The sequence below is a fragment of the Chitinophaga sp. CCNWYY40 genome (genome assembly GCF_037483205.1).
Taxonomy (GTDB): domain Bacteria; phylum Bacteroidota; class Bacteroidia; order Chitinophagales; family Chitinophagaceae; genus Chitinophaga; species Chitinophaga ginsengisegetis.
The window spans coordinates 47,411-65,015 of record NZ_JBBHLF010000007.1; the positions used below are offsets into that span (position 1 = coordinate 47,411).

Here is a 17,605-nt window from a genome sequence, read left to right on the forward strand (position 1 = left end):
AGTTAAAATTAAATTAACAGAAAATACTCCTTTAGGGGGAGTTGGCTACAATTTATTATGCTTTTGGCAGAGGAGCATCTTCAGTGCTGGTATGTGGTGCATCTGTAGTGGCCGGTGCTGCAGCCTGAACGGGCTTTTCCCTCATTCCTTCCTCGATTTCCTGGCGCACATTGTTCTTTGCGTCATTAAACTCACGGATACCTTTACCCAGGCCACGCATTAATTCGGGAATTTTTTTACCTCCGAAGAGCAGCAATACTACCACAGCAATCAACAGCAGCTCGGACATACCAATATCCTGAAGGATCAAAAATGATGAATTTAAAAAAACAGCAGTCATCTTCTCAAATGTTTATAAGTTCAGTCAACAAAGATAGCAGATATAATCGGCTTTTTCACCGTTATGAGCTACCCTGCTCCAGTTTTAATACCATTTTAAGCACACGAAAAAAGCGGCACCGGTAATGGTCCCGCTTTTAACAAATTTCCCTGTATTTATACTAAACCCTTTTTTCTTTGATACGGGCTTTCTTACCAGCACGTTCGCGCAGATAGTAAAGCTTAGCTCTTCTTACTTTACCTACCTTGTTCAACACGATACCATCGATATGAGGAGAGTAAAGCGGAAACAGTCTTTCCACACCAATGCCATCAGAAATTTTTCTAACAGTGAAAGACATTGTTGATCCCGTACCCTGGATTTTCAACACATCACCTTTAAAGGACTGAATCCTTTCTTTATTACCTTCCACGATTTTATAGTTGACAGTGACGTTGTCGCCTGCTTTAAACTTCGGGTACTGTTTGTTAGCTGTCAGTTGTTCGTGAACAAACGAAATTGCGTTCATCTTTCAAATATTTATGGGAGTGCAAAAGTAAGTCAAGAAATAGCATTTACCAAATTAAAAATCAAGAAATTATCCCTTTCAAATGGCAAAGCGCTCTATATGACCTATGTATCATTAAGTTATAACAGGTCGGGCCTGCGTTGTTTTGTTCTTTCTACCGATTCCTGGTGTCTCCACTCATCGATTTTTTTGTGATCTCCGCTCAGGAGGATCTCCGGTACTTTCCAGCCACGGAACTCTTCCGGGCGGGTGTATACCGGCGGCGCCAGCAGATTGTCCTGGAAGGAGTCTGTAAGGGCGCTGGTTTCATTATTCAGCACACCAGGCAGGAGACGTCCGATGGCATCCACCAATACGGCGGCGCCCAGTTCTCCCCCGCTCAGCACGTAATCGCCGATGGAAATCTCTTTGGTGATAAAGTGATCCCGGATGCGCTGATCGATGCCTTTATAGTGCCCGCAAAGCATGAGCAGGTTGCCTTTGAGCGACAGCTGGTTAGCCATTTTCTGGTTCAGCGTTTCGCCATCAGGGGTGAGGTAAATCACCTCATCGTACTGCACTTTTGCCTGGAGCGACTCAATAGCGTTTACAATGGGCTCCAGCATCATCACCATTCCTGCGCCACCGCCAAACTGGTAGTCGTCTACCTGGCTGTGCTTCAGGTTGGAATACTGCCTGAGCGGATGTACATGTATTTCCAGCAACCCCTTGGCCTGTGCCCTCTTCATGATAGAGTGGGACAGCGGGCTTTCGAGCAATTCCGGTAATACGGTGATTATATCTATTCGCATGATTGTGTGCCCTTTATAACGATTGTATCCGGCAGATCAACCGGTGTATAATTCAATCAAACCATCCGGCAGGTTGAGGTGTACCGTCTGGTTCTTCTTGTCTACTTTCACCAGCGACTGCTCATTGACCGGCAGCAGGGCTTCCTTTCCCTTGATGAATACTTTTACGAGCACCTGCATAGGCATTTCAATGACTTCCTCAATGGTGCCCAGGGGGCCGTATTGCTGGTCTTCCACGGCAAATCCCAGCAAAGCGAGGGGTGCAGAGGAAGCGGTCTGTTGTTTGAAGTCTTCTTCCTGCAGATACACCTGTGCCGGCATCAGTTTGTGTGCGGCTTCTTTAGTATCTATTCCTTCCAGCTTGATGTATACGCTTTCGGTGTCCTTTACGGTTACCTGTTGTATAAAGTAGGGAATAAAGCTGTTTTTGCGCTCTTCCAGGAATATAACGGTTACCCCTTTCAGCGCGGATCTTTTGCCCAGGCTGTGCCTTAAAACCAGGTCGCCCTGCAAACCATGCGCTGAAGCAAGTTTACCTATACTGAAATAATTACTCATAATTTTTGCTGTCGGACTTTAGCGGATCAGGTAACTGATTGCTGGTGAGGCTATTAACAAAAATTAAAAAAGGAAACATTTGCGGTTGCAAATATTTCCTTTTTCAGGTATTGTTAAAACGTTGCCGTTTTATGCTTCGTTACCTTCTTCTGCTGCTGGTGTTTCAGTCGCAGGAGCGGCCGGAGTGTCTTCTACCTTTCTTACGATTGGAGCAGCAATCCTTGCTTTCTTGTGACCGTCACGGCGGGCAGAAACTTTTTGTTCGTGTTCAGCTTGCCATTGTGCGAACTTCTGGTAAGCAGTAGGCTCGTCGAACAGGTTCAAAGTAACACCCCTTAACAGGTGTTTCAAATACAATACACCTTTGAATGACAAGATTCTTCTAACAGTATCGGTAGGTTGTGCACCTTTCTGCAACCAACGCAATGCCTTTTCGGTATCGATGTTGATGGAAGCCGGAACTGTTAAAGGATTGTAAGTACCAATTTTCTGGATGAATTTACCATCTCTTGGTGCGCGGGCGTCGGCTACTACGATAAAATAGAAAGGCCTTTTTTTCGCGCCATGTCTCTGCAGTCTGATTTTTACTGGCATAAATAAGTCGAGTTATTTTTTGCGAGTTAGGAAATATTGTTTAATTAGGGATGCAAATGTAATCAGTAAGTTGGTATTTGCAAAAAATATTTATATCAATCTGATCCGTTTATCTCACCATTCCTTTCAAACCCTTACCACCACCGCCAAATTTATTCATCATTTTCATCATCTGGCGCATCTGTTCGAACTGTTTCATGAACTGGTTGACGTCCTGGATGTTTTTTCCGGCGCCTTTTGCGATGCGTTTGCGGCGGCTTCCGTCGATCATATCCGGGTCGGCACGTTCTGCCTTCGTCATGGAGTTGATCATGGCCTCAATGCCCTTGAAAGCGTCATCGCTGATATCCAGGTCCTTTACTGCCTTCCCAACGCCGGGGATCATGCCCATCAGATCTTTCAGGTTACCCATTTTTTTAATCTGCTGGAGTTGTTCCTTGAAGTCGTCGAAATCGAACTGGTTCTGGCGGATCTTTTTCTCAAGTTTCTTGGCCTGTTCTTCGTTAAACTGTTCCTGGGCGCGTTCCACGAGGGTGGTGATATCACCCATTCCGAGAATACGCTGTGCCATACGTTCGGGGTAGAAAACGTCGAGGGTATCGAGTTTTTCCCCCATGCTCACGAACTTGATGGGCTTTTCCACCGTGTATTTGATGGTAAGCGCCGCACCACCGCGGGTATCGCCATCCAGTTTGGTGAGCACCACGCCGGTAAAGTCGAGACGTTCGTTGAACGCTTTGGCGGTGTTCACCGCATCCTGGCCGGTCATGGAATCCACCACGAACAATATTTCCTGTGGTTTCACCGCAGCTTTTACGGCGGCTACTTCGTTCATCATCGCCTCGTCAACAGCCAAACGGCCGGCGGTATCAATGATAATAACGTTGAAATTATTGGCTTTTGCGTGTTTGATGGCGTTTTCAGCGATCTGAACGGCATTTTTATTTTCCGGTTCGCTGTAAACTTCCACGCCTATTTGTTCCCCCAGTACTTTCAGCTGGTCTATCGCCGCAGGGCGGTAGATATCGGCAGCTACCAGTAAGGGTTTCTTATTTTTCTTTGTTTTGAGGAAGTTACCCAGTTTACCGGAGAAGGTGGTTTTACCCGAACCCTGCAAACCTGCGATCAATACTACAGTAGGATTGGATTTGAGATCGAATTCGGCTTCGGTACCGCCCATGAGTTCGGCCAGTTCATCCTTTACGATCTTCACCATGAGCTGACCGGGGGAAATAGATGTTAACACCTTTTCTCCCAATGCTTTATCCTTTACTTTATCTGTAAATTCCTTGGCAATTTTATAGTTCACATCCGCATCCACCAATGCACGACGGATCTCTTTAACGGTAGAGGCGATATTTATTTCTGAAATCCGGCCTTCCCCTTTAAGCTGTTTAAACGCGGAATCGAGTCTCTCTGATAATGATTCAAACATTGTTGGTATTTTAAACGGACTGCAAAAGTATATTTTTTTGGGGATTTTGTCTTATTCAGGATTAAACTGATTATGCTGATTATGTTGATTTGATCTTTTTTGATTAAAAAAAGATTAGCGAAGACCATTGCGGATATTACCGCAGTAGTCTTCGCTAATCTTTAAAAATCTTTACAAATCAACTAAAAACATCAGGATAATCCTGAGTACGACAACATCCGCCTATCCCAGGTAATTGCGCAGCAACTTGCTCCTGGAAGTGGTTCTTAATTTGGTAATGGCTTTGTCTTTGATCTGGCGAACGCGTTCGCGGGTCAGGCCAAATTTTTCACCGATATCTTCGAGTGACATGGGGTGTTCAACGGCGATGCCGAAGTACAGCATGATCACATCTTTCTGACGATCTGTTAAAGTAGAGAGTGAGCGCTCGATTTCGCGGCGGAGGGAATCGTGATGATCCAGTTCCTCGTCTGCGCTAACGGCATTCGGGTTTTCGAGTACATCCAGCAGGGAGTTATCTTCCCCATCGATAAAAGGCGCGTCCATTGATACGTGACGGGCAGCAACACCGAGGGTTGCTTCCACTTCTTCCGTATTGATTTCCAGGATGGTAGCCAGTTCATCGGGAGATGGTTCTCTTTCATATTCCTGTTCCAGCTGGGAGTACGCCTTGCTGATCTTGTTGCTCAGGCCCACTTTGTTAAGCGGAAGGCGAACAATCCTGGATTGTTCTGCCAGTGCCTGCAGGATAGACTGACGGATCCACCAAACGGCGTAGGAAATGAATTTAAAACCGCGCGTTTCATCAAAACGTTGAGCAGCTTTAATTAACCCGAGGTTCCCCTCGTTGATCAGGTCACTGAGTGACAGGCCCTGGTTCTGGTACTGTTTCGCAACGGATACCACAAAGCGGAGGTTTGCTTTTGTAAGCTTCTCCAACGCTCTCTGATCGCCCTGCTTGATCCGGATAGCCAGGTTTACCTCTTCTTCCGGCGTAATTAAATCCACTTTCCCAATCTCCTGCAGATACTTCTCCAGGGATTGTGATTCCCTGTTGGTAATGGATTTAGTGATTTTAAGTTGGCGCATTGACATAGAGTCGGAACAGTTACAGGTTAATAAAAAGTTAAGATTTGATGAATGCCTGACAAAAATAACTTTTTTTAGATAGCCACCAAAAAAAATCTATTGTTTTTAAATCATTTCCAAATAAAATCGATTGATCATTAAGGGCTTGCAATTGTCGCGGAAATTCGCCACTATAGAGGCGAAGCAGTCAGCGCTATCACATGTCTGTATTTTATATTTATTATAAATGTAATATATATAGTTTTATTAAGGCGTGTAAAGTTTTTATGTATTCTATAAAAAAAAACCGTAAATTATTTTGACAGAGTAAAATATTTTCTATAATTGCAACTGGATGATATTGATTTACTAATTATTTGAGAGATGTCTAAGAAAGTGCTTTATGAGTTAGAATTTCCGGTAAGGTGCTCACCCGGTATCCTGTATGAATTCTTATCGACCCCTGCTGGTTTACAGGAGTGGTTTGCCGATAGGGTTGATTTCAGGGATAATGTTTTTTCCTTTTCATGGAACGGTACGGCTGAAGAAGCGGAAGTACTGGAACAGGAGGAAGATGAGTACATCCGGCTGCACTGGACGCATGCTCCCAAAGAAGAATATTTTGAGTTCCGCATACAAATTTCTGAAGTAACGAATGAAACTATCCTGGTAGTAAAAGATTTCGCAGAGAAGAAAGAAGTGAAGGACCAAAGTCAGCTATGGGAATACCAGGTGAAAGATCTCTTCCACCGCATCGGCAGTTAAGCCCCTTTATTTTCAAGTATATTGAGTAGCGCAGCATAGGCCTCCACTACATCAGTAATTATTTTGCCCCAATGACCGATCACGAAAGGTTTAGCCACTTTGATAAAATCGTTCCGGCTAATCAGCGTCTTCCACTCATCTAAACTTAAGGTGTTTATGAAACAATAATTTCCGTTTTCGAAATCATGCTCCCAGGGATCTTCCTGAACATACACCTGAAATCCGGCCTCCGCCAGTTTTGTGTAACTGCTTTCAAGAACAGCACTGTAATAGCGCTTTACGTTACCTGCCAGGTGCAGGGTAGCGCTAAAATAATGCCCCCACCAGAACATGGTCCGGAACGCAAATACTTCCGTTTTACTGAAATAACGCGGGTAGTCCAGCATTACCCAGGGTAACCCTTTGTACTGTTCCCCCTTTGAAATTTTACCTCCCTGCAGCAGCCACTCCGGCTTAAAGGGAAAATTACTGTTACGGTCGTACGCCGCCAGCGCTTCCTGCAGCTTTCCCATCAGCACCATTATCTTCTCTATTGCACTGTTTTTCAGGAGAATAAAATGAGTACTTTCTACAACAGCTGCTTCTTCCGGCGTTAGTTCAAAACTTTCCATATAAATTTTAACGGTATTTTCAGGTTCTCCCTAACACTCCTTTGTGAATTCGTGCTAACTTTACCGTTTAGGAGTATCCTGACCAGTAGAATACGAAGATCGGGATTCCATCTTTTTAATACCGCATTATCAGTGAAAAAACTCGACAAACTAATTATAAAAACCTTTCTGGGTCCCTTTGTAGCTACCTTCTTTGTTACCTTATTTGTACTGGTAATGCAGTTCCTCTGGAAGTATGTGGACGACCTGGTGGGTAAAGGTCTGGATACAGGTGTGATCATACAGCTCATTGCCTATACCAGCGCCACACTGGTAACCCTGGCCCTCCCCCTTGCGGTGTTGCTGTCTTCCATTATGACCTTTGGGAACCTGGGAGAAAGCTTTGAACTGGTGGCGTTAAAATCTTCAGGTATTTCCCTGTTGCGTTTTATCCGCCCGCTGCTGCTGGTGTGTTCCGTGATCGCGTTCCTCGCCTTTTTGTTTGCCAACTATGTGATCCCGGTGGCCAACCTCCAGGCCAAATCACTGCTCTATGATATTACCAACTCCAAACCGGCCTTTAATATCAAGGCAGGCGTATTCTATAAAGATATTCCCGGCTATACCATTAAAGTAGCCCAAAAGGATAAAGACAACCAGACCATTCACCAGGTAATGATCTTCGATCACCAGAGTGGTGGCGGCGACCGGATCATCCTGGCCGAAAAGGGACAGATGGTACTTACCGCCAACAAACGTTTCCTGTATTTTATCCTCGACAACGGGTGGCGTTATGAAGAGCGGAACAACCGTGGATACACTGTTCCCGGCGACATGATCAGGCTGGGTTTTAAAAAATACAGCAAGGCATTTGACCTGAGCTCATTTGCTTTTAACCGCCTGAACATGGATCTTTTTGCCTCCAACCAGCAAATGCTGAACGTAAGACAGCTGGATGTGGCAATAGATTCCCTGCAGAAAATAGAGAACCAGTACAGCAAAACAGTAAATTCGTATGTTACTGTACGTTATCCTTTCTTCAAATGGAAGGATTCTGCCTGGGCAGCCAGCGCCCCTCCGCTGAAAGCAAAGGAATTTGAAGATATTGTACCGGAGAAGAGCCTCCGTACTGTGCTGGAAAGGGCTGAGCAGAATGTTCGTGAAACACAGAGCGCCCTTGAACAGCCTACCCAGGAGTTTGAAGATAAGCATGGCGTAATCCTGATGCACAAAGTTGAATGGCAACGTAAATTCACGCTGGCTGCTGCCTGTATCGTGATGTTCCTGATAGGCGCCCCCCTGGGTTCTATTATCAGGAAGGGAGGGTTGGGTACACCGCTGGTGTTTGCCGTGATCTTTTTTGTGATTTTTAACGTATTTTTCATGATAGGCGAAAAGATGGCCAGGAATGGCGTGATGTTCACCTGGTCGGGCATGTGGTTATCAAATATGGTGTTACTGCCTATTGCAGGTTTCCTTATTGTTAAGGCTATGAATGATTCGCAGCTTTTTAACAAAGAGTATTATTTTCGCGTTATTCAACAAATAAAAAAGTTCTTACAGAGATTTAGAAAGAAAGAAGTTCTTAAAGAGATTTAAAACAACCTACAATTTAAAACCTACAGACTTGAAAACGCTGTTTACACTGTTCAGAAAGAACTCCTGGTTCTTCCTGCCCTTCTTGCTATGGCTAATAGTGGGAGGGGTAATGTTAGCCACTTACAGTCAACGGGACCTGTTTCTCAGTATTAACAGAGAACATTCCGACTGGGGCGATGTTATTGTTACCGGGCTTACCTACCTCGGTGATGGAATTATGTTTGGAATAGTGCTGTTCCTGATGCTGATAACACAGCGGTTCAGGTTATTCTTTATCGGGCTGGCAGTGCTGCTATTGGTCACCATTGTAGTACAGGTGGCTAAACACTATTATAATGCACCGCGCCCCATCTCCTATTTCGGAGATGAAACCGCCACACTGGTGCATACTGTAAGATGGGTAAATGTGCACAGCAGTTGCAGTTTCCCATCCGGTCATTCCGCGGCTGCCTTTGCCATGTTCAGCTTCCTGGCTGTGATTGTGCGCAATAAAAAGCTGGGATTGCTGTTATTAGTGATGGCGCTTTGCGCCGGTTATTCCCGCATTTACCTGGCACAACATTTCTTTGTGGATGTATATGTGGGTAGCATTGTGGGTACCTTAAGTACTGTTATCGTGTATGGACTTTTTAAATTCCGGGATACCACGTCGTCGCCGGAAGTATGTGCAGAGGCGCTTTTACAGGCCAATGCCACCACATAGGAATGCATAATTACGAACGGTCAGTCAGTGACCGTTCGTAATCCAATTTTTTAAATACTTTCAATGAAATACCTATTGATTGCCCTGGTGGCCGCTTTACTATTTATACCTTTTCTGGGGGCCGTACATTTATTTGACTGGGATGAAATCAACTTTGCAGAAGCAGCCCGGGAAATGATAGTAAGCCACAACTACAGCCAGGTGCAGATCGATTTCCGTCCTTTCTGGGAAAAACCACCCTTATTTATATGGATGCAGGCAGGCAGTATGCACCTTTTTGGCGTAAATGATTTTGCTGCCCGTTTCCCCAATGCCATCATCGGCATTGCTACACTGATCAGTTTATTTGCCATCGGTAAAAAAACAGTGGATGAAAGATTCGGTTTCTGGTGGGCATTGGTATATGCAGGCTCCTGGTTACCGCATTTCTATTTTAAATCAGGTATTATAGATCCTACGTTTAATTTCTTCATCTTCCTTTCTATCTACTTTGCCTATCGCATTGGCTATAACAGTAAGCCTTTCCGCATGGCCATTCTCAGCGGTTTATTCCTGGGGCTGGCAGTATTAACCAAAGGACCGGTAGCCATACTGGTGGCTTTGCTGTGCCTGTTGATATACTGGATCTGGAATAAAGGAAAGATCAGTATCCGTTTTTCCCATATCGGCTTAATTGCCCTGTTTGCCTGTGTTACCACGCTGCTGTGGTTTGGGTATGAAATTATTGCACATGGCTGGTGGTTTGTCAATGAATTTGTGGCTTACCAGATCCGCCTGCTTACTACGGAAGATGCCGGTCATGGTGGTCCTTTCTTTTACCACTGGATTGTGTTGCTGATAGGTTGTTTTCCGGCAAGCACCTTTCTTTTTACCTATTTGCAGAGCAGGAAAAAAACGATCTACTCCACTCCTGCCGCCATTGAGCTAAAGGATTTCAAGGTATGGATGTGGGTATTATTCTGGGTGGTGCTGATCCTCTTCTCTATTGTAAAAACAAAGATTGTACATTATTCTTCGCTGTGTTATTTCCCGCTGTCTTTTCTTGCAGCCTGGCAGGTGTACCTCCTCTCTGAAGGGAAGCAGCGGCTGCGGGGCTGGAATATTGCCCTCATACTTTTTATAGGTATTGTGCTGGGACTGGCGATTGCGGTATTACCGTTGGTAGGTGTTTATAAAGACATGCTGATTCCTTATATCGGTGATAAATTTGCCGTTGCCAACCTGCAGGCAGATGTGCCCTGGTCGATAGCGGAAGCCGGGTATGGTGCAGGCTATATAATCCTGGTAATTGTGAGCAGCGTGTTACTGATACGCCGCAAAATCAGCAAAGGGTTGTTGTGTTTGTTTATCAGCTCCATCCTGGTGATCCAGGTAACAGTGGTACACTTTGTACCCAAGATAGAAGCCTATTCACAGCGTGCTGCAATAGATTACTTTATTTCCCTGCAGGGTAAAGACGTATATGTGAAGGCGTTAGCCTACCACAGTTATGCACAGCATTACTATTCCAGGGAGTTGCCGCATTCCAATAAAAACTATTACAATGAAGACTGGCTGCTGAATGGCCAGATAGATAAACCCGCCTATTTCATTTGCCGTATTACGGACAGTGAGCCTTACCGGCATCATCCTAACCTGGAGGTGATTGGTGAGAAGAACGGGTTTGTGTTCCTGAAACGGAAGTAGCCGTAAATTATTTTTAATAAAGAAGAAAGCCCTTCCGGACCGGAAGGGCTTTCTTCTTTATAGAATAAATCCGTTAAGTTATACGGCTGCTTTATATCTTTTCTCTACTTCATCCCAGTTTACAGCGTTCCAGAAAGCATCGATATATTCCGGGCGTTTGTTCTGATGTTTCAGATAGTAGGCATGTTCCCATACGTCGAGTGCCAGGATGGGTGTGCCTTTATCTTTCACGATATTATGCATCAGCGGATTGTCCTGGTTAGGGGTATTGATGATGGCCAGTTTTTTCTCCGGGGTAACGATGAGCCATGCCCAACCGGAACCGAAAACAGTTTTTGCGGCATCATTGAATTTTGTCTGGAATGTTTCCCAGCTGCCGAAAGCACTGGTGATGGCTGATTTCAGCTTATCAGAAGGTGTTTTCTTTGTGGGAGATAATAACGTCCAGAAGAGGGAGTGATTATAATGTCCACCGCCATTATTGCGAACAGCTTTATCTTTATCTGTTACTTTGTTCAGGATTTCTTCCAGCGACAGTGTTGCAAAGGCAGTACCGGCGAGGTTATCGTTCAGATTTTTCACATAGGCAGCATGGTGCTTATCGTGATGAATTTCCATAGTGAGCTTGTCGATATGAGGCTCCAGGGCATCATATGCATAAGGCAACGCAGGTAGAACAAAGGGTGCTTTAGGATCGGCAAAGGCCGGCTGTCCGGATACAGAAGAAGTGGCCAGGCTGCTCAATGGCCCGCTCAGGATGGCGGCGCCGGCAAGACTGGTAAGCTTGAGAAATTCTCTCTTATCCATGTTTTATTATTTAAATATATTATTGAGTAATAAAGATCGAGTCAGGCGGGGAAAGCCGCAAATATTAAACCAAATCTCTTTGGTGGGGAGAGATGAAAAGTAATATTAAAAGTAAGGTAAAAGTATAAAAATGAGGATTTAATATCAAAATAAAGGGAAACTTTTACTTTGTTTTCATATTAAATTACTATTTTACCATACATTCATATCATGATTGCAATGATGAATTGTAGTTAATTGTATGATTGCCAGATATATTTATCCCGGGCCTGGCAGGCAAACAAAGAAACCTGTTCATTAACCCGCCAATACGCCAACGTAATAACCGATCACATATATAATTAATATTTTAAGCGAATACTAAAGAGCAACAGGAATTGCTTTACACACGATGATATAGCGTAATCCAGTGCAAGCAATCCTGGCCCAACCTCGATAAAGCAGGAAACATGATACAAGAGTACCTAAGGAAACAACAGGTTGAAAACAATGACTATAAGCCTGTTTTTTATGATTTGAAGAAGGCACAAGACCTTCAGTCCTTCGAAACCCTTCTGAAAACCCGTCCGCACCTACGAATTAACGACCATATCGACTCTCAGTTAAAGGAGCTGATGAAAATCAGGAATCCTACTAAACGCTTGACTGCCGCGGAGTACGAGGAAAAAGTACAGGCACATCTTGCTGGAGTTTCCCCGGAAAAATATGGGGTATGGGTATATTATCCCTGGAGTGATCACGTAGTACACCTGGTAAATGAAGCGGAGTTTATTGAGTTACGTACCAGCAGGAACCAGCATAAAATTACGGCAGAAGAAATTGCGGTATTATCCAAAAAGAAGATCGGCATTGTGGGCCTGTCGGTTGGTCAATCCATCGCACTAACCCTGGTGATGGAGCGTATCTGCGGCGAATTACGGCTGGCGGACTTCGACCGGCTGGAGCTGACCAACATGAACCGGATCCGTTGCGGGGTACATAATATCCAGTTGCCGAAAGTGGTAATAGCCGCCCGGGAAATTGCGGAGCTGGACCCCTTCATCAAAGTAAGCATTTACCAGGATGGCATGACTGAAGCCAACATGGACGACTTCTTTACCAATGGCGGTGTGCTGGACATTTTCGTGGAAGAGTGTGATGGTGTGGATATTAAGATATTAAGCAGAATAAAGGCAAAGGCACTGAAGATACCAGTTGTTATGGAAATGAACGACAGAGGTATGATAGATATTGAGCGGTTTGATCTTGAACCGGACAGGCCGCTTATGCACGGTCTGATACCGGAGGTGGATATTGACACCTTAAAGGGTTTGACGGATGCGGAGAAACTTCCTATTTTCAGCCCCATGCTGGCGCTGGACAAGGCATCCTCCAGGATGAAATTTTCCCTGGGTGAGATTGGTAAAACCATTACCACCTGGCCCCAGCTGGCCTCTTCAGTTGTACTGGGAGGAGCACTGGTGGCCGACACATGCCGTCGCATTGCCCTGGATCAGTTAAAGAGTTCAGGCAGGTATTACATAGATTTCGAGCAGTTGATTGTTTAACATACTTATGCCTTGTATAAGCGCTATTCCGCAATGTCATGATTAATGTAAGGGTATTTAGGGCTCCGGATGATCCTGAGGCTTGCATGAGATTTTATACCGGTCACCTCAAGTTGCTGGAAATCTATTTCGGTATTGCCCAGGTAACATCCGGCAGTGCTGACTGGATGCAACATGAAAATACAATAGTGATCATAGTGGAGGACGATACTCGTACCAAAACATATGGTGGGGCACGCGTGCAGATTGCTGACGGCGTGTTGCCACTGCCCATTGAAACGGCGATAGGCAAATACGATCCAAAAATATATTCATACGTAAAAAAAGGTAGTGCTGAGATCTGCGGAATGTGGAATTCCAAAGAAGTGGCCGGAATGGGAATCGGCAGCCAGGTACTGGCAAGAGTGGGTGTTGTATTGGGCGCACAGCTACCAATAGACACCTATCATGTATTGTGCGCTCCTATCACCACCCGGGTAGGAAAACGCGTAGGTTTTGTAATAGATGAATCACTGGGAAACAATGGTACGTTCTTTTACCCGAAAGACGACTTCCTGGCTACCGCTATGGTGATCAACGATTGCTACGACCTGCCACATGCCGATCCAAAAGAAAAATTACTGATTTCAGACCTGCGTGAAAATCCAATGCAGTCTAAAATAGAAGTGGGTCCAAAGGGTTCCTACGAGGTAAACTATAGCCTCCGGATCCCTACACACGCACATTTTACCCCATAAACAATTAATCGGGGCCGGTATTTCTGAAAAAACATATAAATTCAAGCCTGATACTTAATCTATTTCGTGATGCTGTCCAAGATTGTTGGTTTATGGTCAATCTTTACCCTGTTAGTCCTGTTTCATGTAACGGCACAACCTGTTGTGTTCAAAAACAGTAGATCGCTGCTGCAGATAGGTGGATATCTTGAGCTGTATACCGACAATGCAGACACCCTCACAATCGCCTCCGCTCCCATGCAGGCATTTAAAGTTTCCGGACAGGAGGTACCTAACCTGCAGATCACACCCTATACGCAATGGGCCAGGTTTTCCATCAACAACCAGTCGAAAGCCGAGAAGTTATTGCTGGAAGTAGAATACCCTATTATTGATGATATCACGCTATACGAACTGTTGCCGGACGGCACTATCAGGCAAACACGCCTGGGGGAGTTTACCGCTTACAAAAACCGGGGATATGATCATCAGAACTATCATTTCCCAATACGGCTGCTGCCCAATGAAACGCGGCAGTTCTATCTGAAAGTAAAGGCAGGAGAACAGTTACAGCTACCTATTTACCTGGGCACCCCGGAAAGCATCTTTGAAAAGAACAACAAACGGGAGCTGATTTTTGGTATATACGTGGGCGTTATCCTGGCGATGGCCTTTTATAATCTCTTCATTTACATATCTACCCGCGACAACAGCTACCTCATTTACGTGAGTTATATTATTTGCGTGGGCCTTACCCAGGTAACGCTGCAGGGGTATTCCTTCCGTTTCCTGTATCCTAACAGTCCGTGGCTGGCCATGCATGCCACGGTACTGGTGCCGGTATTCAATGGTCTTACGGCGCTGGTGTTTATTCAGCAGTTCCTGTCTACCAAAGTGAATTACCCGCTGGGGCATAAGCTGATGAATGCAGTGATTGTACTGTACCTGCTTTGCTTTATACCTACTTTCCTGGACATGTATAATTACGCGCAGATACTGGTGCAGCTGGATGCTTTCCTGGCGGCGGTAATGGCGTTTGTTGTTGCCTACCGTATCAGCCTGAAGGGGGTAAATGCAGCGCGTTTCTTCCTGATAGCCTGGTCAATATTCCTCATCAGTATTTTCGTTTTCGTACTGCGCAATTTCAATGTCCTGCCATATAACAACTTCACCTATTATGCGCTGCAGATCGGTTCCGGTGTGGAAGTACTGTTGCTGTCGTTTGCACTGGCGCATAAGATCAATGTGTTTAAGGCGGAGAAAGAAGCATCGCAGCAAATGGCACTGGCTATTTCTCAGGAAAATGAAAGACTGGTAAGGGAACAAAACATCATACTGGAAAGTAAAGTAAAAGACAGAACTGAAGACCTGCAGGCTACCAACCTGGAACTGAACAATGCGTTAACAAACCTGAAAGATGCCCAAACCCGGCTGGTGGAAAAGGAGAAGATGGCATCGCTTGGTCAGCTTACGGCTGGTATTGCCCATGAAATCAATAACCCGATCAACTTTGTTACTTCCAATATCAAACCGCTGAAACTGGATATTGCTGATCTGAGAGAGCTGTTAAACCGCTATGATGAATTACCTGTGAGTACCGATATCTCAAAATCGCTGGCTGATATTGCCCTGTTCAAGAAAGAAATTGATATTGATTATATCCACGAAGAAATTTCTTCGCTTATCAAAGGCATAGAAGATGGTGCAGCGCGCACCGCAGAAATTGTGAAGGGGTTACGCACTTTCAGCAGGCTGGATGAAAGCGAGGTAAAATCCATCGACATCCATGAAGGACTGGATTCTACGCTGGTATTGCTTCGCAATGCCATACCGCCTTATGTGAACATTATAAAGGATTATGCGGGCTTGCCGAAGATAGAATGTTACGCCGGTAAAATAAACCAGGTGTTCATGAACATTTTCAGCAATGCGCTGAACGCTATCAAAAGCAAGAAGGAACATCATAATGAATTTATCTCCATCACTACCAGGCAGGAGAACAGTTTCATTGTTATTACCATCAAAGATACCGGTATTGGTATGTCGGAAGCCGTGCGGGAAAAGATCTTTGATCCTTTTTTCACCACCAAAGATGTAGGGGAAGGTACCGGGCTGGGATTATCTATCGTATTCAGTATCATTGAGAAGCATAAAGGGAAGATAGTTGTGAATTCGGCGCCCGGTGAAGGAGCGGAATTTATTATATATTTACCACTCAGTATCGCAAATCATTTATCGTAATTAACCATAAGGGTCTTTTAATGAAAGAAAACCGCATAAGAATATTATACATAGATGATGAGATTCATAATCTGAATGCGTTTAAAGCAAGCTTTCGCAGAAGTTATGAAATTTACACGGCTACTTCGGCACAGGAAGGAAAATTGCTGCTGAAGGAGATCATGGTGCATATTATCATCGCAGATCAGAAAATGCCAGTATCTACGGGTGTGGAATTCTTCAATGAAATTAAAGATACCCTGCCTGACCCGATGCGTATTTTGCTGACCGGTTATACCGATGTGGAAGATATTATCGATGCCATTAACAAAGGGCACATCTACTCTTATATTAAGAAGCCCTGGGATGAGCATGAGCTGCATAAAACCATTAATAACGCTTACGAAATATACCGTACACGGAAGCAGCTCCGGGAAAAGATAGAAGAGCTGGAGAAAACGAACGATGAACTGAACCGGTTTATTTATTCCACCTCACATGACCTCCGTTCCCCGCTAATGTCTGTGCTGGGTATTATCAATCTGTCCAGGCTGGATAATTCTGTGGTGGATCCTAATGGTTATATAAACATGGTAGAAACCTGTGTGTTAAAGCTGGATGATTTTATCCAGAAGATCATTGAGTATTACCGCAATTCCCGGCTGGAGATAGAATATGAAAGAATTGATTTCAACACGCTGCTGAACGACTGCATCACTGCGTTTAAACCGCAGAATACCCAGATCCGTTTTCAAACCAACGTGGAGCAGGCGGTTGATTTCAGGGGAGATACCTTCCGGATCAGTGTTATTTTAAACAATCTTATTTCAAATGCTGTTAAATACCAGAAGCCGGAGGAAACAAATCCAATGGTCAACCTGGCGGTTAAAGTGGAACCTCACAAAGCAACCATCTGTATACGTGATAACGGGATCGGAATTTTAAGTGAACATCTGAACAATATTTTCAAGATGTTCTTCCGGTCCAAAAATAATAATAAACCGGGCAGTGGTATTGGCTTGTATATTGTTAAGGAAGCGCTGAGTAAGATAGGCGGTACCATCAATGTAGAGTCCAAGTATGGAGAGGGCACCCAATTTGAAATTACCATCCCTAACAGAAATGAATTCGATACCTGACCTGCGAGTCATATTGATTGATGACAATGAGATTGATTTGTTGCTGCATGAGAAGTTGATCGGATTTCAACAAATCAGCAGAACGGTGATTTCGTTTGTAAATGCCAATAAGGCACTGGAATTCCTATCTTCCAATATTGCCCTTCCCAAAATTCCGCCTACTGTAATCCTGCTGGATATCCAGATGCCGGAGATGGATGGCTTTGAATTTCTGCAGGCATTTGATTCCTACCCCAGTAAGATTAAGTCCCAATGTCATATCGTAATGGTGTCGTCCTCCCTGGATTATGGAGATATTACCCGTACCAACGCGAATCCTATGGTAATTAAATTGCTCCGGAAACCCTTATTGTTAAAGGATTTAAAGGAAACTGTGGAAGGAATTTTCAAAGATTTTCTATAAAATGTTGGTGTTTACAGGAAAAAATATATTTTTGCATCCCGAAGAAAGCAATAAACGGGGGATTAGCTCATCTGGTAGAGCGCAAGCATGGCATGTTTGAGGTGAACGGTTCGAGCCCGTTATCCTCCACCCGTAA

General features: G+C 44.4%; 18 protein-coding genes and 1 tRNA gene. 10 read left to right on the forward strand and 9 right to left on the reverse strand.

Annotation, left to right across the window (positions count from 1 at the left end):
• Nucleotides 1-55: 55 nt before the first annotated feature.
• The 7 genes from V7S65_RS25745 to V7S65_RS25775 form a co-directional block, all read right to left on the reverse strand.
• The gene (locus V7S65_RS25745; RefSeq protein WP_079473604.1) at nucleotides 56-340 is read right to left on the reverse strand and encodes a Sec-independent protein translocase subunit TatA/TatB; all 285 of its coding nucleotides are present in this window, start codon (nucleotides 338-340) and stop codon (nucleotides 56-58) included.
• A 160-nt stretch (nucleotides 341-500) separates the two neighbouring features.
• On the reverse strand, nucleotides 501-848 hold the full coding sequence (gene rplS, locus V7S65_RS25750) for a 50S ribosomal protein L19 (RefSeq protein WP_079473603.1): 348 nt from the start codon (nucleotides 846-848) through the stop codon (nucleotides 501-503).
• Between the two features lie 119 nt (nucleotides 849-967).
• The gene (trmD, locus tag V7S65_RS25755) at nucleotides 968-1,639 is read right to left on the reverse strand and encodes a tRNA (guanosine(37)-N1)-methyltransferase TrmD (protein ID WP_079473602.1); all 672 of its coding nucleotides are present in this window, start codon (nucleotides 1,637-1,639) and stop codon (nucleotides 968-970) included.
• Nucleotides 1,640-1,675: 36 nt separating this feature from the next.
• Complete coding sequence (rimM, locus tag V7S65_RS25760) at nucleotides 1,676-2,197, reverse strand: ribosome maturation factor RimM (RefSeq protein ID WP_079473601.1); 522 nt, start codon at nucleotides 2,195-2,197, stop codon at nucleotides 1,676-1,678.
• Between the two features lie 129 nt (nucleotides 2,198-2,326).
• Nucleotides 2,327-2,791 carry a 30S ribosomal protein S16 gene (gene rpsP / locus V7S65_RS25765; protein WP_079473600.1) on the reverse strand — a complete coding sequence of 155 codons (465 nt, stop codon included), beginning with the start codon at nucleotides 2,789-2,791 and terminating at the stop codon, nucleotides 2,327-2,329.
• Nucleotides 2,792-2,900: 109 nt separating this feature from the next.
• Nucleotides 2,901-4,226 carry a signal recognition particle protein gene (ffh, locus tag V7S65_RS25770; protein WP_079473599.1) on the reverse strand — a complete coding sequence of 442 codons (1,326 nt, stop codon included), beginning with the start codon at nucleotides 4,224-4,226 and terminating at the stop codon, nucleotides 2,901-2,903.
• A gap of 222 nt (nucleotides 4,227-4,448) precedes the next feature.
• Nucleotides 4,449-5,315, reverse strand: coding sequence for a sigma-70 family RNA polymerase sigma factor (locus V7S65_RS25775; protein ID WP_079473598.1), 867 nt, complete (start codon nucleotides 5,313-5,315; stop codon nucleotides 4,449-4,451).
• A gap of 363 nt (nucleotides 5,316-5,678) precedes the next feature.
• Here V7S65_RS25775 and V7S65_RS25780 point away from each other — a divergent pair, with 363 nt between their 5' ends.
• Nucleotides 5,679-6,059 carry an START-like domain-containing protein gene (locus V7S65_RS25780; RefSeq protein ID WP_079473597.1) on the forward strand — a complete coding sequence of 127 codons (381 nt, stop codon included), beginning with the start codon at nucleotides 5,679-5,681 and terminating at the stop codon, nucleotides 6,057-6,059.
• On the opposite strand, the gene V7S65_RS25785 is transcribed toward V7S65_RS25780, so the two are convergent.
• Nucleotides 6,056-6,670, reverse strand: a complete 615-nt coding sequence (locus V7S65_RS25785; protein WP_079473596.1) for a hypothetical protein — start codon at nucleotides 6,668-6,670, stop codon at nucleotides 6,056-6,058. The genes V7S65_RS25780 and V7S65_RS25785 overlap by 4 nt on opposite strands.
• 132 nt (nucleotides 6,671-6,802) lie before the next feature.
• Between V7S65_RS25785 and V7S65_RS25790 the strand changes: the two genes are divergently transcribed.
• The 3 genes from V7S65_RS25790 to V7S65_RS25800 all read left to right on the forward strand — a co-directional run bounded on the left by V7S65_RS25790 (nucleotide 6,803) and on the right by V7S65_RS25800 (nucleotide 10,637).
• Nucleotides 6,803-8,248 carry an LptF/LptG family permease gene (locus tag V7S65_RS25790; protein WP_079473595.1) on the forward strand — a complete coding sequence of 482 codons (1,446 nt, stop codon included), beginning with the start codon at nucleotides 6,803-6,805 and terminating at the stop codon, nucleotides 8,246-8,248.
• Between the two features lie 28 nt (nucleotides 8,249-8,276).
• Nucleotides 8,277-8,951 (forward strand): phosphatase PAP2 family protein, encoded by a 675-nt coding sequence (locus V7S65_RS25795; RefSeq protein WP_079473594.1) that lies wholly within the window; start codon nucleotides 8,277-8,279, stop codon nucleotides 8,949-8,951.
• Nucleotides 8,952-9,014: 63 nt separating this feature from the next.
• Nucleotides 9,015-10,637: an ArnT family glycosyltransferase gene (locus V7S65_RS25800; protein ID WP_079473593.1), complete on the forward strand. Its 1,623-nt coding sequence runs from the start codon at nucleotides 9,015-9,017 to the stop codon at nucleotides 10,635-10,637.
• A 78-nt stretch (nucleotides 10,638-10,715) separates the two neighbouring features.
• Here the strand turns inward: V7S65_RS25800 and V7S65_RS25805 are convergent, their stop codons facing one another.
• Complete coding sequence (locus V7S65_RS25805) at nucleotides 10,716-11,444, reverse strand: superoxide dismutase (protein ID WP_079473592.1); 729 nt, start codon at nucleotides 11,442-11,444, stop codon at nucleotides 10,716-10,718.
• A 449-nt stretch (nucleotides 11,445-11,893) separates the two neighbouring features.
• On the opposite strand from V7S65_RS25805, the gene V7S65_RS25810 reads away from it, so the two are divergent.
• From V7S65_RS25810 to V7S65_RS25835, 6 genes are all read left to right on the forward strand, one after another.
• A complete protein-coding gene (locus V7S65_RS25810; RefSeq protein ID WP_079473591.1) occupies nucleotides 11,894-12,991 on the forward strand; it encodes an Rv1355c family protein in 1,098 nt (365 codons plus the stop codon).
• 86 nt (nucleotides 12,992-13,077) lie between these two features.
• Nucleotides 13,078-13,728 carry a hypothetical protein gene (locus V7S65_RS25815; RefSeq protein ID WP_227024684.1) on the forward strand — a complete coding sequence of 217 codons (651 nt, stop codon included), beginning with the start codon at nucleotides 13,078-13,080 and terminating at the stop codon, nucleotides 13,726-13,728.
• A gap of 69 nt (nucleotides 13,729-13,797) precedes the next feature.
• Nucleotides 13,798-15,948, forward strand: coding sequence for a sensor histidine kinase (locus V7S65_RS25820; RefSeq protein WP_336389049.1), 2,151 nt, complete (start codon nucleotides 13,798-13,800; stop codon nucleotides 15,946-15,948).
• Nucleotides 15,949-15,968: 20 nt separating this feature from the next.
• Entirely contained in the window at nucleotides 15,969-17,066 is a 1,098-nt protein-coding gene (locus V7S65_RS25825; protein WP_079473588.1) for a sensor histidine kinase, read from the forward strand.
• Nucleotides 17,050-17,469, forward strand: a complete 420-nt coding sequence (locus tag V7S65_RS25830) for a response regulator (RefSeq protein WP_159454505.1) — start codon at nucleotides 17,050-17,052, stop codon at nucleotides 17,467-17,469. Before V7S65_RS25825 ends, V7S65_RS25830 begins: the two co-directional genes overlap by 17 nt.
• A gap of 56 nt (nucleotides 17,470-17,525) precedes the next feature.
• A tRNA-Ala gene (locus tag V7S65_RS25835) sits at nucleotides 17,526-17,598 on the forward strand.
• Nucleotides 17,599-17,605: the final 7 nt, after the last annotated feature.